Annotated in this window: 16 protein-coding genes; 9 read left to right on the forward strand and 7 right to left on the reverse strand. The window is 46.6% G+C overall.

Annotated features, from left to right (window positions below):
* Nucleotides 1-132 precede the first annotated feature (132 nt).
* Nucleotides 133-687: a menaquinone-dependent protoporphyrinogen IX dehydrogenase gene (gene hemG / locus KO537_RS21400; RefSeq protein WP_105250824.1), complete on the forward strand. Its 555-nt coding sequence runs from the start codon at nt 133-135 to the stop codon at nt 685-687.
* Nucleotides 688-741: 54 nt separating this feature from the next.
* Here the strand turns inward: hemG and KO537_RS21405 are convergent, their stop codons facing one another.
* From KO537_RS21405 to def, 5 genes are read right to left on the reverse strand one after another with little or no spacing between them, the layout of a single operon-like run.
* Nucleotides 742-2184 carry a TrkH family potassium uptake protein gene (locus KO537_RS21405; protein WP_113941395.1) on the reverse strand — a complete coding sequence of 481 codons (1443 nt, stop codon included), beginning with the start codon at nt 2182-2184 and terminating at the stop codon, nt 742-744.
* 20 nt (nt 2185-2204) lie between these two features.
* Entirely contained in the window at nt 2205-3614 is a 1410-nt protein-coding gene (gene trkA, locus KO537_RS21410; RefSeq protein ID WP_105250826.1) for a Trk system potassium transporter TrkA, read from the reverse strand.
* 15 nt (nt 3615-3629) lie between these two features.
* Nucleotides 3630-4916: a 16S rRNA (cytosine(967)-C(5))-methyltransferase RsmB gene (gene rsmB, locus KO537_RS21415; RefSeq protein ID WP_173248514.1), complete on the reverse strand. Its 1287-nt coding sequence runs from the start codon at nt 4914-4916 to the stop codon at nt 3630-3632.
* A 2-nt stretch (nt 4917-4918) separates the two neighbouring features.
* Nucleotides 4919-5875 (reverse strand): methionyl-tRNA formyltransferase, encoded by a 957-nt coding sequence (gene fmt, locus KO537_RS21420; RefSeq protein WP_219235741.1) that lies wholly within the window; start codon nt 5873-5875, stop codon nt 4919-4921.
* Between the two features lie 8 nt (nt 5876-5883).
* Nucleotides 5884-6396 carry a peptide deformylase gene (gene def, locus KO537_RS21425; protein ID WP_206766142.1) on the reverse strand — a complete coding sequence of 171 codons (513 nt, stop codon included), beginning with the start codon at nt 6394-6396 and terminating at the stop codon, nt 5884-5886.
* 125 nt (nt 6397-6521) lie between these two features.
* Here def and KO537_RS21430 point away from each other — a divergent pair, with 125 nt between their 5' ends.
* The 6 genes from KO537_RS21430 (at nt 6522) to hemF (ending at nt 11559) form a co-directional block, all read left to right on the forward strand.
* On the forward strand, nt 6522-7652 hold the full coding sequence (locus KO537_RS21430; protein ID WP_173248516.1) for a LysM domain-containing protein: 1131 nt from the start codon (nt 6522-6524) through the stop codon (nt 7650-7652).
* A gap of 83 nt (nt 7653-7735) precedes the next feature.
* The gene (dprA, locus tag KO537_RS21435) at nt 7736-8752 is read left to right on the forward strand and encodes a DNA-processing protein DprA (RefSeq protein ID WP_173248518.1); all 1017 of its coding nucleotides are present in this window, start codon (nt 7736-7738) and stop codon (nt 8750-8752) included.
* A 2-nt stretch (nt 8753-8754) separates the two neighbouring features.
* Nucleotides 8755-9228 carry a DUF494 family protein gene (locus KO537_RS21440; protein ID WP_006083793.1) on the forward strand — a complete coding sequence of 158 codons (474 nt, stop codon included), beginning with the start codon at nt 8755-8757 and terminating at the stop codon, nt 9226-9228.
* Nucleotides 9229-9347: 119 nt separating this feature from the next.
* Nucleotides 9348-9911, forward strand: coding sequence for a topoisomerase DNA-binding C4 zinc finger domain-containing protein (locus tag KO537_RS21445; RefSeq protein WP_173248520.1), 564 nt, complete (start codon nt 9348-9350; stop codon nt 9909-9911).
* 147 nt (nt 9912-10058) lie between these two features.
* Nucleotides 10059-10625, forward strand: coding sequence for an L-threonylcarbamoyladenylate synthase (locus KO537_RS21450; protein ID WP_105250832.1), 567 nt, complete (start codon nt 10059-10061; stop codon nt 10623-10625).
* 25 nt (nt 10626-10650) lie between these two features.
* Complete coding sequence (hemF, locus tag KO537_RS21455; protein ID WP_219235744.1) at nt 10651-11559, forward strand: oxygen-dependent coproporphyrinogen oxidase; 909 nt, start codon at nt 10651-10653, stop codon at nt 11557-11559.
* 33 nt (nt 11560-11592) lie between these two features.
* Here hemF and KO537_RS21460 read toward each other — a convergent pair whose 3' ends face one another.
* Nucleotides 11593-12030, reverse strand: a complete 438-nt coding sequence (locus KO537_RS21460; protein WP_219235746.1) for a group II truncated hemoglobin — start codon at nt 12028-12030, stop codon at nt 11593-11595.
* Between the two features lie 153 nt (nt 12031-12183).
* Here KO537_RS21460 and aroE point away from each other — a divergent pair, with 153 nt between their 5' ends.
* Both aroE and KO537_RS21470 read left to right on the forward strand, forming a co-directional pair.
* Nucleotides 12184-13032: a shikimate dehydrogenase gene (gene aroE, locus KO537_RS21465; RefSeq protein ID WP_219235750.1), complete on the forward strand. Its 849-nt coding sequence runs from the start codon at nt 12184-12186 to the stop codon at nt 13030-13032.
* Between the two features lie 5 nt (nt 13033-13037).
* Nucleotides 13038-13313, forward strand: a complete 276-nt coding sequence (locus tag KO537_RS21470; RefSeq protein ID WP_113941387.1) for a DUF1488 domain-containing protein — start codon at nt 13038-13040, stop codon at nt 13311-13313.
* Nucleotides 13314-13447: 134 nt separating this feature from the next.
* Here KO537_RS21470 and KO537_RS21475 read toward each other — a convergent pair whose 3' ends face one another.
* Nucleotides 13448-13996, reverse strand: a complete 549-nt coding sequence (locus KO537_RS21475; protein ID WP_219235748.1) for a gamma carbonic anhydrase family protein — start codon at nt 13994-13996, stop codon at nt 13448-13450.
* Between the last annotated feature and the right edge of the window lie 328 nt (nt 13997-14324).

A 14324-nucleotide genomic window follows, 5' to 3' on the forward strand; every position in this document is an offset into this window, starting at 1 on the left:
CTGCTCGGCAATGCAGATCTCAATTTTTGCATCTCAGAATATGAGATACGACTGATTTGTGATCCTATCAGAGGTTTATTTAACGTAACCTTGCCACAATGGTGGTATTACTCAGTGGATCGGAAATTGCCTATGACACGCGTCCTCGTACTTTATTTTACCCGTGGTGGCCATACGGCCAAGATTGCCAGTGCAATTGCCGAGCAATTAAGATTTCGTGACGCTAAGGTTGACCTCATCGATATCAACAGTGCTGCCGCGACTTGTATTAATTGGCCTGATTATGATGTCGTTGCCTTAGGTGCCTGCGTGCTCTATGGCACCTATGATAAGAGCGTTTTTCAATTTATTGAGCAGCATGCACAGGCTCTGGGCGCATTGCCAAACAGTTTTTTCTGCGTCAATGTTGTGGCGAGAAATCCTGAAAAACGTATCCCTGCAAATAATAAATATCTGCAAAAGTTCATTGCGTTATCGCCATGGACGCCTGCTGATCTTAAAATTATTGCGGGCAAAGTGGATTATCCTTCATGGCCTTGGTATGACAGATTGGCGATTCAGTTGATTATGAAGATGACCAAGGGTCCAACTGATCCTAAGTCAGTTATCGATTATACCGACTGGGCTGATGTGAAAGTCTATGCTGATCATCTGTTGGAATTAGCTGACGTTACTGCAACTGCTTAATAAAAAAGGCGCTTAACAAGTTAAGCGCCTTTTTAGTATTCAAGCTCTACTGAATTAGTACTTCCAGAAACTCGGGTGGAACAACACCGCCACGGTTAATATTTCTAAACGACCGAGGAGCATGCCGAGTGACAACGCCCATTTAGCGACATCGGGTAGCGTTGAGAAGTTACCTACAGGTCCAATAATCGGGCCTAAACCAGGGCCCACGTTAGTGACTGCCGTAATCGCGCCCGTGAAACTGGTCATAGGATCGAGACCAGTGAGCACTAAAATCACTGACAAGCCTACAATCACCATCACAAACAGCAGTACGAAAGTGATCAGAGAGCGCACGATATCATCACTGATGATGCGGTTGTTGTAACGTTCCCTAAAGATACCGTTTGGATGACATTGCTGTTTCAATTGCTCGCGCATAATGGCCCCAGCAATTTGAAAACGGAAGATCTTAATCCCGCCCGAAGTGGAACCAGAGCAACTACCGACAAACATTAAAAACAGGAAGGCGATATTGGCAAAGGCGCCCCAAGCACCGTAGTCCGTTAAGCCATAACCTGTAGTGGTGACTACCGATACCACGTTAAAGCTGGATAAACGCAGTGCATCTAGAAGCTCAATGTCGCGGGTTTGCCACAGCCAGAAGCCAATAGAACAAGATACAAATGTGAGGAAAAATAAGAAGCCTTTGACCTGAGCATCGTTCCAAATCCGTAGATCCCTTTGCTGTATGGTTTGTACAAACATGAGTAGTGGCAAGCCACCTGCTGCCATAAAGAAAATCCCAACCCAGTGTGCAGAGTTGGAGAACGCCGCCATTGAGCTATCTGAGGTCGAGTAGCCACCAGTCGAGAGGGTGGTCATTGCATGATTGATGGCCTGAAACCAAGTCATTCCCGCCAGATGATAGGCAACACAGCAGATACTCGTTAGTAAAATATATATAAAGAATAAATACTTAGCCATGCTTTGGGTGCGAGGCACTGCTTTATCGCTCCAATCGGATGATTCAGTGCGGAATAGCCGCATCCCGCCAACGTTTAAGAAGGGTAGAATCGCCACCGCCATTACGATAAAACCAATCCCACCTAGCCATTGCAATAAAGAGCGCCAGATTAAGATACTGTGATCCATAGTATCCAACCCTGAGAGTACAGTAGAACCTGTGGTCGTGATGCCGGACATGGTTTCAAAGAAGGCGTCGGTATAACCAATACCGTGATAAAGGGTAAATGGCATGGCCGCGAATAGGCTTACGATCAACCACGTTAGGCTGGTTAGCAGGAACATATCGCGGATATTGAGGTTAATGCTTTTGCTCTGGCCATTGTGTAAACACAGGCTTGAGCTAATGCCTGTGACTAATGCCGACACCATAAAAGAGCCCACGGTTTCCTCACCTTTGTATGCGGCGAGGAGCAGTGGGATCAGCATGAAAGCTGTCAGCATGGACAAAAACAGCCCTAAAATAAACAATAGCGGTCTAAAGTTCAGCATAAGTTGGCTTACTAAGGTTCTTAGAAGAAGAAAGCACTTGGTTGGAAAAGCTTCTCGACTTCGCCGACAAACTTTTTATTCACTAAGAACAAGATCACGTGATCCCCTTGCTCTATCACGGTTTTGTCGTGGGCCATCAGCACTTCATCATTGCGGACAATGGCACCAATCGTTGTCCCCGGTGGCAACTTAATATCACCAATGGCTTTGCCAACGACTTTAGAAGTGCTGGCATCTCCGTGGGCGATGGCTTCAATTGCCTCGGCCGCCCCACGACGTAGAGAGTAAACGTTACAGATATCACCCTGACGAATATGAGTTAATAGTGCTGAAATCGTCGCTTGTTGTGGTGAGATTGCAATATCGATGTTGGCTTCTTGCACTATATCCACATAGGCTTCGCGTTGAATAAGCACCATGACCTTTTTCGCGCCCATACGTTTTGCTAGTAGGGCGGACATAATATTGGCTTCGTCGTCATTGGTGACCGCAATAAATACGTCGGTTTGGTCTATGTGTTCTTCGAGCAGTAATTCTTGATCTGAGGCATCACCGCAGAACACTGTGGTATTTTCCAGCTGCTCCGATAAGGCTTCTGCACGTTCTAATTTATGCTCAATCAGTTTGACCGAGTGGGTGCGCTCAAGGCGTTTTGCTAAACCTAGGCCTATGTTACCGCCACCGGCGATCATAATGTTGCGGTAGGAGTTATCGAGTTTTTGCATTTCGCTCATGACAGCGCGAATGTGGCGACTGTCTGCAACGAAGAAGACTTCATCATCGGCTTCGATAATGGTCGTTCCGCGAGGCATAATAGCGCGGCCTTGGCGGAAAATCGCCGCGACCCGGGTATCAATATTGGGCATGTGTTCGCGAAGTGCCGCTAATGCATTACCCACCAGTGGGCCGCCGTAATAGGCTCGAACAGCCACTAGGCTCAACCGGCCTTCCGCAAATTCAAGCACTTGCAATGCGCCTGGATATTCTACGAGTCGCTGGATGTAAGCGGTCACTAACTGTTCAGGGGCGATTAATTCATCGATCACGAAGCCGCCGCGGGGGCGACCGTCGCTATTTTTGGTTTCACTGTCGATAAAGAGTTTATCGCGCATCGCCAAATACGGTTCTGAGCGGATACGGGCAATTTTAGTCGGCGTACCAAAAAGGGTATAGGCAATCTGGCAGGCAGCCATATTGCATTCATCACTATTGGTTACGGCGATAAGCATGTCGGCATCTTCTGCGCCCGCTTCTCTGAGCACATCAGGGTGAGCGGCATGGCCCGCTACGACGCGAAGGTCATATTTATCTTGCAGGGCGCGTAATCTGGATTTGTCATAATCGACAATGGTGATGTCATTGTTCTCACCCACCAAATTTTCGGCCAAGGTTCCCCCAACTTGACCCGCACCTAATATGATAATTTTCATGGCCTTGCTTACTTCCTAATCAGTCGCTTTCAATAAACGGGCATAATAAAACCCATCCATATTGTCTTGTCCTGGCGTGATTTGCCAACCTATATCCTGTGGCGAATTTTGCTGGGCAAGTGTGTCTAGCTTAGCATCTACCGTTCTATCTAAAAACGCACTGATCTGGTCGCGGTTTTCCTGCGGTAAAATCGAACAAGTGGCATAAAGAAGCGTGCCACCGGGTTTTAGCCACTTCCAGCAATGATCGAGAATTTGCTGTTGTAGTTCAGCCAACTCTTCGATGTCATGGTTTTTTCGCAACCATTTAATATCGGGATGGCGGCGGATCACTCCTGTGGCTGAGCAAGGCGCGTCCAGTAAGATACGATCAAATTGTCCGCCTTGCCACCATGAGTCTATGTTGGCCGCATCACCATGGATAAGCTCCGCTTTTAATGATAAGCGGTCAAGGTTCTGTTGCACACGCTCGAGGCGTTTAGCATCAAAATCAACAGCCACTAATTTGATACTCGGCTCAAGTTCGAGTAAGTGACAACTTTTGCCACCGGGTGCCGCGCAGGCATCGAGTATTAATTCATTCGCTTGCGGGGCTAGTAATGTCGCCGCCCATTGTGCCGCGCCATCTTGCACTGATGCTGCACCTTCATGAAAGTGTGGCAGTGTGGCGACATCCTTTGGATGCGCTAGGAGAATGGCATCGGCACTGCTGCCTTCGCTCGCTTCAATGTCGATTTCGGCTAAAGCTGCGAGGTATTCGGCACGGCTCTGGGATAAGCGATTGTTACGCAGCCACATGGGCGGGCGTTCATGGCTTTGTTGAATGATGTCTTGCCATTGCTCGGGATAGGCTTCTTTTAAGCGCTTAATTAACCAAGCGGGTGTGTTATAGCTTAAGGTATCTGATTCTGTGCTTAGCGGCGATAGCTGGCGCTGAATATTGCGCAGTACACCATTAACCACTTTGACCATGCCTTCAAATTTTAATTGGCGACAGGCTTCGGCAGTTTCTGAAATTGCGGCGTGGCTTGGAATACGAGTGAAGTACAGTTGATAGCAACCTACGATCAGGAGCTGGTGGATAATCCTTTGTTTGCCTTTAAGTGGTTTCTCTAGGCATTCACTGATGCGTTTTTCTATTTGTGGCAGAGTGCGCATCACGCCGTAGCAGATCTCGGCAAGTAGGGCTTTATCTTTGCCGCTGGCAAGATGCTTTTGTTGATCAGGCAATGCCACTGACAGTGACACGCCTTTTTCTAATACTTCGAAGATGGCTTTCGCAGCAAGCGCGCGCAAGTTCATGATTATTGTGCCTCGTGTGCGAGGCGAGTATTCGGGCTAAACCATTCACCTCGAGCATTGAGAATATCAGCAACATTGAGTGGCTTTTTCCCCGGAAGCTGCATACTCAGCAGGGTTAACACACCATCAGCGGTGGCAACGTCTATGCCTTTTTTGCTGGCGCTGATAATAGTGCCTGGAGCGGCTGTGCTGGTGGTTTCGCTGACTTGAGTTTGCCACACTTTTATAGTGTTACCTTGGTGCTCAAAGTAACTCACAGGCCAAGGATTAAAGGCACGGACTTCTTGCCATAACTGTTTAGCGGATTTATTCCAGTCGAGTCTAGCTTCTTCTTTGCTGAGTTTTTCTGCGTAGTTCGCTAAGGCTTCATCTTGTTTTTCAGCGGCTAAGGTGCCATTTGCCAAACCTTCGAGTGCTTGCAATAGGGCAACGGGACCTTGTTCTGCCAGTTTCTCGTAAAGGCTGGCTGACGTGTCGTTATCTTCGATCGGCAGATAGGTTTTAAGCAGCATGTCACCTGTATCTAAACCCACATCCATCTGCATAACGGTCACGCCGGTTTCTTTGTCGCCGGCCCAAAGTGCGCGTTGGATCGGTGCGGCACCGCGCCAGCGTGGCAAAATAGAACCATGAACGTTAATACAACCTAAACGCGGTGTATCTAACACGACTTTTGGCAAGATCAGACCGTAGGCTACGACCACCATGATATCGGCGTTGAGTGCGGCAAGTTCTTGTTGCGCGGGTTCTTTACGTAATGAGCCGGGTTGAAACACTGGAATACTATTGGCGATAGCGAGTTCTTTTACTGGGCTGGCGGTCAGTTTCTTGCCGCGGCCAGCGGGTCTATCGGGCTGAGTGTAAACGCCAATCACATTGTGGTGTGAGTTCAACAGTGCTTGAAAGTGGCGAGCGGCAAAATCCGGTGTTCCGGCAAAGATGATGTTGAGTGGTTTCAAATCTGATCCTATGCTTCTTTGGCGTCCAATCGGGCCGCTTTTTCAAGTTTTTGTTTGATCCGCTGACGTTTTAGCGGCGACAAATAATCGACAAACAATTTGCCTTTGAGGTGATCCATTTCGTGTTGAATACAAATGGCAAATAACTCATCGGCCTCAACTATAAATTCGTTACCGTGTCTGTCTAAGGCTTTTACCGTGACAAATTCGGCGCGATCGACTTTGGCGTAAATCCCCGGAACCGACAGGCAACCTTCTTCATTGCAGAAGTCACCGCTGCTGGCGATAATTTCGGGGTTGATAAACACTTTGGGTCGTTCGACTTCATCCTGTAAGTCCATGACAATAAGTTGTTTATGGTAATCAACTTGGGTCGCGGCCAGACCGATACCTTTTTCTTGGTACATGGTTTCGAACATATCATCAATTTGAGTCTGCAGTTCGGCATTAAACTCTGTGATGGGTGTGGCTTGTGTTCGTAATCTTTCGTCAGGGAATTGTAATACTTTTAATAGTGTCATACATAAACTCTTAACAAGTCTGTCAAATCTCTGCCAGTTAGTTATACTGACTGATGCTAATGAGTTAATTTTAATCTTTAGTGCCTACCAATAACAGTAAAAGCTCAAACTAAGAGTTAAACAACATGGAAATACCCATGAAACGGTTAATTTTACTCGCGTTAATGACATTCAATTGCACGTTTGTTGCCGCAGATACCCTGACGCTTAAGGCGGGGCATCCTGAGTCATATGTAGTGAAAAAGGGCGATACTCTTTGGGATATCTCCGCCGCGTTTCTGAATGACCCATGGAAATGGCCAAGTCTTTGGGATGTAAACCCACAAATTGCTAATCCCCACCTTATTTACCCTGGCGATCAACTCACTCTGGTATTTATTGATGGTCAGCCCCGCCTTGTGCGTAATGGTGCTACTGTTGATAGTGCTAAACCCCATGTAAGAAAGAGTCCCGAGGGACGTGTCATTGCTAAGAGTAATGCTATTCCAGCCGTTGATTTAGCCTTGATTGAACAATATTTAGTGCAGAATCGGGTCGTCGAGACTTACTGGCTTACTGAGCAACCTATGGTGCTGGCAGGTGAAAGTCCATCGCGTCACCATATTGTGGGTGATGTGATTTATATTGATGCTGAACTGCCAATAAACCAAAAATATGGTATTTACGAACGCGGTCGCGAGTTTTTCAATAAAGAGTCAGGCGAAGCGTTAGGACAAGAAGCCATTTTGTCGTCTACTGGGCAAGTGATTGAGTCTGGTAAGGTTTCAAAAATTAAGTTGCTAACGAGCTTTCGCGAAACCAAAGCAGGCTTCAGAGTATTGCCGATGGAAAGTGATTCCTTGATGTCAGCTTACTTTACTCCTAAACCTGCGGAATTAAAGATACCGGCTTTAGTGTTAGCGACAGAATCAAATTTGCGTGAAGCGGGTAAGTTGAATGTCGTGTACTTAGATAAAGGCACTCAGGATGGCGTCGAGCCTGGGGTGGTATTTTCTATTTATCGTGATGGTGAGGTTATTGTTATCAACAATGACGGTACGCCTGTCCCTGCAATTGAACGTACTGCCTATGATAACCTAATGGCGTCAGTCTCTTCGGATCGTGCAGTTAAGATGCCGGATGTTTATCATGGTAAGTTGTTAGTGTTTAAAGTGTTTGATAAGGCGAGCTTAGGTTTGATTGTCTCCACCGAGCGGCCTGTTCGTGTCGACGATAAGTTAATCGCCCCAGAATCTTTAGCCTTAAGAGGTCTATAATCTCTGAAAATTTGGTCGATTGGTTAGTTGTTTGTGCTGTATCTGGGCTAGGACCCGCTCGGATCCAACAATTATTAACGCACATGGAAGTGGACGACCTCAGACAAAGGTTAGAGCATGAGAGACAAGCGCTACCTTTATCTGATCATCTGCTCCATAGCCTTGTTATTGATTATCAAAAAGTGGATGTCGCCCTCGAATGGCAACAGCAAGCCGCCGATCATCATCTGCTTTGTTTCTCTGATCCGCTTTATCCCCCATTATTAAAACAGCTCTCAGATCCGCCCGCCGTCCTATTCGCTAAAGGTTGCTTAGAGGCGTTAGCCCTTCCTTATCTTGCGATTGTTGGCAGTCGTAATGCTTCTCCTGGCGGATTGCAGGTCGCTTACCAACTGGCTGCTGAGATGTCCTCAATGGGATTTGGTATCTGTAGTGGCATGGCGATGGGGATTGATGGGGCGGCCCATAAAGCCTGTGTTGACCATCAAGGGCGCACTATTGCCGTACTAGGAACGGGCATAGAGATCATTTATCCACGAAAACATCGACAGCTTTATCATGATATTCAGCGGCAAGGCTGTATACTTAGCGAGTTTTGGCCTGATACTGGTCCCTTTGCGGGTAATTTCCCGAAACGAAATCGCATTATTAGCGGTCTTTCTTTAGGGACACTTGTGGTTGAAGCTTGTCGCAAAAGCGGCTCTTTAATCACTGCTAGGTTGGCGATGGAACAAGGGCGTGAGGTGTTTGCCGTTCCGGGCTCAATCTTAGGTGGTTACCATCAAGGCTGTCATGATTTATTACGTGATGGAGCAAAGCTTGTGGAAACCGCTGCCGATATAGTGGAAGAGTTGGCAAGTTTAACCGCTTTCCACCTTGAAGAATTGAAGTTATGCCACCATATACAGCAAGGCGAGATTTGTAATTTGCCATTTTCGTCTCTGTTAGCTAGTGTAGGTTATGAAACTACATCAATTGATGCAGTCGTTGAACATAGTGGAAAAACGATAGATCTGGTGTTAGAACAAATGCTTGAACTTGAGTTGCAAGGTTGGGTAATAGCAGTACCCGGTGGTTACGTCAGAGTAAAGAGGAGCTAGCCATGTTTGATATCCTCATGTATCTATTTGAAAACTATGTTCACAGTGAAGTTGAACTACTAGTTGATGAAGACGAGTTAACCAAGGAACTCACTCGTGCCGGATTTCATCAATCCGAGATTTTAAAAGCGTTAACTTGGTTAGAGCGCTTAGCTGAATTACAAGAAGGGGATAAACCTTATCTTTGTAATCACGATCAGCATTCGTTTCGTATCTATACAAAGGACGAAATGGACAAGCTGGATGTGGAATCCCGCGGTTTCTTGCTGTTTTTAGAGCAAGTTAAAGTGCTGAATGTCGAAACCCGTGAAATGGTGATCGATAGAGTTATGGAGTTGGATGAACCAACCCTGATTTTAGAAGATCTCAAATGGGTTATCTTAATGGTACTGTTTAATGCTCCTGGCCATGAGTCCGCTTATGAGCAAATGGAAGATTTAATCTTCGAACAGCCCGAAGGCCGACTGCATTCTTAATTGTTGTGAAAGATGAATTATGAGAGAAAGGAGGCTAAGACCTCCTTTTTTGATGCCATAAATTCCTTGATGGCACTGCGCTTGATATCCTAATGCGCTACGACAGGTGGTGAATGATTATGTCTAAGATTGATGAACAATTATTTAGTGCCCACGAACACGCACTGGAAAAAGAATACGAACTTTGCCCTGAATGTGGCAGCGAGTTATCGGTCAAACACAGTAAGCACGGCGGTTTTATTGGCTGTAATAATTACCCTAGCTGTAATTACACTCGACCCTTAGTGCAGCACGAATCCATTGAAACTCAAGTGATTGAAGGTTCTGTATGCCCTGAATGCGGTCACGAACTGGCGGTAAAGTCTGGGCGTTTTGGGATCTTTATTGGGTGTACTCAATATCCTAGCTGCACGCATATTGAAAAACAGGATCAAGCGAGTGACAAGCCTGAAATTCCTTGCCCTGAATGCAAAGCGGGTAAGCTTGAGCACAGAACGAGTCGCTTCGGAAAGAGTTTTTATGCCTGTAGTGCTTACCCTAAGTGCAAGTTTATTGTGAATTATCCTCCGGTTGCTGAAGCTTGCCCGAGTTGTGGTTTTGGGATCTTGGTCGAGCGTAAAGGTGCGGCTGGGATGCGTTTAGAATGCCCGCAAAAAAGCTGTAAATACAAAAGACCACTTTAGTTTATTGTGTGACCTGCATCTTAATATTTGGCCGATGAAAGTGGCTTGCGTATAATCCTCGGCTGACCGCTGATGGGGCGGTCAGTATTCGAATTTATCCAATAATTTGATTGTTGAAATCGACAATACTCAAAAGGTGATCCTAAGATGTTGCAGCTGCACCCATCTGACATAAAAGATATTGTGCTTAACGGTGGTGTTATCGCTTATCCAACCGAGGCCGTTTATGGCCTAGGTTGTGACCCAGATAATGACACCGCTATCCAAAAGTTATTGGCGGTAAAACAGCGCCCATGGCAAAAGGGACTGATCTTAGTCGCCAGTGATTTTCAGCAGCTTTTAGCTTATGTTGATGAATCGCAATTAACGGCTGAGCAGCTCGAGTTTGCATTTTCCAAGTGGCCGGGGCCTTTTACCTTTGTAATGCCAATCAAAGCGCAGGTTTCAAAATACCTCTGTGGTGAATTTGACTCTATCGCAGTGCGAGTGTCAGCCCATACTGGGGTGCAAGCCCTGTGCCGCGCACTCAATAAACCTTTAGTGTCGACCAGCGCTAACCTTGCGGGTGAAGATCCAGCATTAACTGCCGATGAAATTCTCGCAGATTTTACAGGTAAAATTGATGCACTCGTATTAGGTGAACTCGGCGAACAACGTCAGCCCTCGACCATTATCGATGCGCGAAGCGGTAAGATTTTACGAAATGGACAATGAGCAAACCAATAATAAGGATAACAAGATGAGTGTGCCTGATGTTGCAGTGGTAAAAGCGTTTTTAATCGATCTACAAAACCGAATTTGTGCTGGTTTACAGGCGCTGGATGGCCAAGCCACGTTCGCCGCCGATTCATGGACTCGCGCTGAAGGTGGTGGTGGTACTAGCCGAGTATTAACCCTAGGTGCTGTGTTCGAGCAAGCAGGGGTTAACTTTTCCCATGTGACTGGCGCAGCTATGCCTGCGTCGGCTACGGCGCATCGCCCTGAGTTAGCGGGTCGTAGTTTTGAAGCTATGGGGGTTTCTTTAGTGATTCATCCTAATAATCCTTATATCCCAACGACTCATGCCAATGTGCGCTTCTTTATCGCTCAAAAAGAGGGTGCCGATCCCGTGTGGTGGTTTGGCGGTGGCTTTGATTTAACGCCTTATTATCCGTTCGAGGAAGATGTGCGCGAGTGGCACCAGACTTCTAAGGATATTTGCGCGCCTTTCGGGGATGAGGTTTATCCCAAGTATAAGAAATGGTGCGATGAGTATTTCTTCCTACCGCATCGTAATGAAACCCGCGGCGTGGGTGGATTGTTTTTCGATGACTTGAATCAAGCAGGATTCGAGCAAAGCTTTAGCTTTATGCAAGCTGTAGGTAATGGCTTCTTAACGGCCTATGCGCCGATTGTCGAGCGTCGTAAAGAGACTGAATTCGGTGAGCGTGAGCGTCAGTTCCAACTCTATCGTCGTGGTCGTTATGTTGAGTTCAACCTAGTCTACGACAGAGGCACTTTGTTTGGCCTACAGACGGGCGGCCGTACCGAGTCTATCTTAATGTCGATGCCGCCATTAGTGCGTTGGCAATATGCTTATACACCAGAGGCGGGAAGCCCTGAGGCAGATTTGTACGATAACTACCTCAAACCCCGCGACTGGGTTTAGCCAGTAATTTATAAAGTGGATACAACATCCACTTTATTGATTACGCATATGATCGGCCAGAGTTGAAATCGCCTCAAAGATGGCGGCTCGATGCTCTGGCTTATTAATGTTTTCTTCAATCGCAAATTTCATACAAAACAGCCATTGATCCCGCATCGCCTCATCGACGGCGAAATGCATGTGTCGTGCTCGCAATGCGGGATGACCATATTTCTGCTGATAGAGCTGCGGCCCGCCGAGCCAACCACTTAAAAATTCGAACAACTTCTGCTCTGATTCCGCAATTGGCGCTCTATGAATGGCAAGCAGTGTTGTCGTTTCTACAGAGCTTGCCATCTTCTGATAAAAACATTTGGTGATAGCGCGGATCACTTTTTCGCCGCCGATTAAGTCGTAAGCGTTAGATTGGCTCGGATCGCGATCATCCTGCGGTGGAGTGTGTTTGCTAAAAATCTTTTTAACCCAGTTCATTGGAATAGTCGTTCACTAAAATAGAGAGTATTGAGCCGATGGCGCATTATAGCGTGAAACCCAACGTGAAATTTAGTTGAACATAATTCGTCTTGCCTAGGCTCAAAAGCGCGGTAGACTGCAAAGCCATTGAACCTAAAATTTAATATCGCTATGACAGACAGATACGCAGTGTTTGGCAATCCAATTAGCCACAGTAAATCGCCGTTCATTCATGGACAATTTGCCGCGCCCACCCAAGAGTCATTAACCTATGAAGCCATTCTTGCTCCGGTCGATGGTTTTGAAGCCTCACTGACGGCGTTTTTCAATGCGGGCGGCAAGGGCGCGAATGTGACAGTGCCTTTTAAGGAGCAAGCTTTTGCGCTGTGTGACAGTCTCAGCCCAGAGGCCAAGCTTGCTGGCGCGGTAAACACCTTAAGTTTATTGGCCGATGGCACTATTCGCGGTGATAACACCGATGGTTTAGGGCTGGTGGCCGATCTCATCGCTAACTTAGGCAGCCTGCAAGATAAGCGCGTGTTACTTATTGGTGCTGGTGGTGCGGCGCGCGGTTGTATTCTGCCGTTATTAAATGCGGGAATTGCGCAGATGATCATCAGTAATCGCACTCACACTAAGGCACAGCTTCTGGTCGATATCTTTACTTCGGTGGATAACGGTGCTTTCGCAAATAGAGTCACCGCCGTAGAAATGAATGAGCTTGTGGGCGAGTTCGATGTCATCATCAATTCAACCTCGGCCAGTCTTGCGGGCGAGTTGCCAACTTTGCCAGCGCATATCATCACCACCCAAACTGTTTGTTATGACATGATGTATGGCGCCTCGGTCACCGCGTTTAACCAATGGGCGCTATCTCAAGGTGCAGCTAAGGTTATTGATGGGCTCGGCATGTTAGTCGGACAAGCGGCTAAGAGTTTTACCCTATGGCGAGGTATCGAGCCCGACACTCAAGTGGTATTAAATCTTTTGCGGGATAAACTCATGGCCGAGCCTAAGTAGGAAGCATGAATCAAAGTATTCTTTTCCCCGAACTGCAATATTGGGACGACGCCCACAAGCGAGTCTGCTTTATCGCGCAGTCACAGGGGATGAACATCAAGTGCTATATCAGTGTGAATAAGTTAGCCGAGCTGAATGATTTCTCTGAACAGCCGAGTGCCAATGAAGCCGCCGCTATGCTGGCATTGTTTGATGCGGTGAGATTTGATGCCGAAGAAATGGCGGAAGACTTAATTGAAGCCGAAGAGTTTGATGAGTTTGGGGCAGTACACTTAGGCTAAACTTATCGAACTTAGATAGTTTTCTGAATCAGCGAATAGCAAAAGGCGGTAGAGACTCAATGAGTCTCTACCGCCTTTATTATATAGCTATAGTGACACTAAGCGACTAACTATAAGAGATTGGCTATAAGTGATTAGATGTTTTGTAACTCAACTAAGTATTCGTTTTTCAGTCTGACATAGTTGTCGGCAGATTCTGGCAAAAAGGCAATTTCGGCTGGCGTTAATGGGCGAGCCTGCCTAACTGGGCTGCCTACATATAAATAGCCACTCTGTAATACCTTGCCCGGTGGCACTAAAGAACCCGCACCTAAGATCACATCATCTTCTAAAATCGCACCGTCGAGAATAATCGCACCCATGCCTACTAATACTCGGTTACCGACTTTGCAACCGTGAAGCATAGCCTTGTGACCAATAGTCACATCATCACCAATAATCAGTGGATGACCATCGGGACGAGCAGCTGACTTACGCGTTACATGCAATATGCTACCGTCTTGTACGTTCGAGCGCTTACCAATACGAATATGGTTAACATCACCACGCGCCGCCACCATAGGCCAAATACTGGCATCAGTATCTAACGCAATATCGCCAACAAGCACCGAAGCTTCATCTACATATACGTTATTGCCTAATTGAGGATGAATACCTTGGTAAGTTCTGAGTGGCCCTGACATAGAAAAGTCCCTAATTGAGTGGTTTTTAGCATTATAAAGGTTAAAAACTAGCGGGTCAGGTCAAATATCCAACGAACAGTGAGAAAATGATAGTTATCTTAAAAATAGGGGTTGCGGACTTTCTCAATCTCCCTATAATGCGCATCCACTGACACGGCAGACAGCGAAAGCCAGCTGACGAGTTAAGTTAAATTGAGTAGCTTTTAAGCACTTAATCCAAGCGCAGCAAGAAGTTGAAAAAACTCCTTGACGCGAAACGGGAAATGCGTAGAATACGCAGCCCTAGCCAACTGGAAGCGTTCAACGCTCAGTGTGGTACTCAAGTTCT

This window comes from Shewanella sp. NKUCC01_JLK (assembly GCF_019345615.1).
Taxonomy (GTDB): domain Bacteria; phylum Pseudomonadota; class Gammaproteobacteria; order Enterobacterales; family Shewanellaceae; genus Shewanella; species Shewanella oncorhynchi.

Bases quoted from the DNA above. Each gene is read 5' to 3' on its own strand.
- hemG (WP_105250824.1), top strand. From the start codon at position 133: ATGACACGCGTCCTCGTACTTTATTTTACCCGTGGTGGCCATACGGCC.
- KO537_RS21405 (WP_113941395.1), bottom strand. From the start codon at position 2,184: ATGCTGAACTTTAGACCGCTATTGTTTATTTTAGGGCTGTTTTTGTCC.
- trkA (WP_105250826.1), bottom strand. From the start codon at position 3,614: ATGAAAATTATCATATTAGGTGCGGGTCAAGTTGGGGGAACCTTGGCC.
- rsmB (WP_173248514.1), bottom strand. From the start codon at position 4,916: ATGAACTTGCGCGCGCTTGCTGCGAAAGCCATCTTCGAAGTATTAGAA.
- def (WP_206766142.1), bottom strand. From the start codon at position 6,396: ATGACACTATTAAAAGTATTACAATTCCCTGACGAAAGATTACGAACA.
- KO537_RS21430 (WP_173248516.1), top strand. From the start codon at position 6,522: ATGGAAATACCCATGAAACGGTTAATTTTACTCGCGTTAATGACATTC.
- dprA (WP_173248518.1), top strand. From the start codon at position 7,736: ATGGAAGTGGACGACCTCAGACAAAGGTTAGAGCATGAGAGACAAGCG.
- KO537_RS21440 (WP_006083793.1), top strand. From the start codon at position 8,755: ATGTTTGATATCCTCATGTATCTATTTGAAAACTATGTTCACAGTGAA.
- KO537_RS21445 (WP_173248520.1), top strand. From the start codon at position 9,348: ATGTCTAAGATTGATGAACAATTATTTAGTGCCCACGAACACGCACTG.
- KO537_RS21450 (WP_105250832.1), top strand. From the start codon at position 10,059: ATGTTGCAGCTGCACCCATCTGACATAAAAGATATTGTGCTTAACGGT.
- hemF (WP_219235744.1), top strand. From the start codon at position 10,651: ATGAGTGTGCCTGATGTTGCAGTGGTAAAAGCGTTTTTAATCGATCTA.
- KO537_RS21460 (WP_219235746.1), bottom strand. From the start codon at position 12,030: ATGAACTGGGTTAAAAAGATTTTTAGCAAACACACTCCACCGCAGGAT.
- aroE (WP_219235750.1), top strand. From the start codon at position 12,184: ATGACAGACAGATACGCAGTGTTTGGCAATCCAATTAGCCACAGTAAA.
- KO537_RS21470 (WP_113941387.1), top strand. From the start codon at position 13,038: ATGAATCAAAGTATTCTTTTCCCCGAACTGCAATATTGGGACGACGCC.
- KO537_RS21475 (WP_219235748.1), bottom strand. From the start codon at position 13,996: ATGTCAGGGCCACTCAGAACTTACCAAGGTATTCATCCTCAATTAGGC.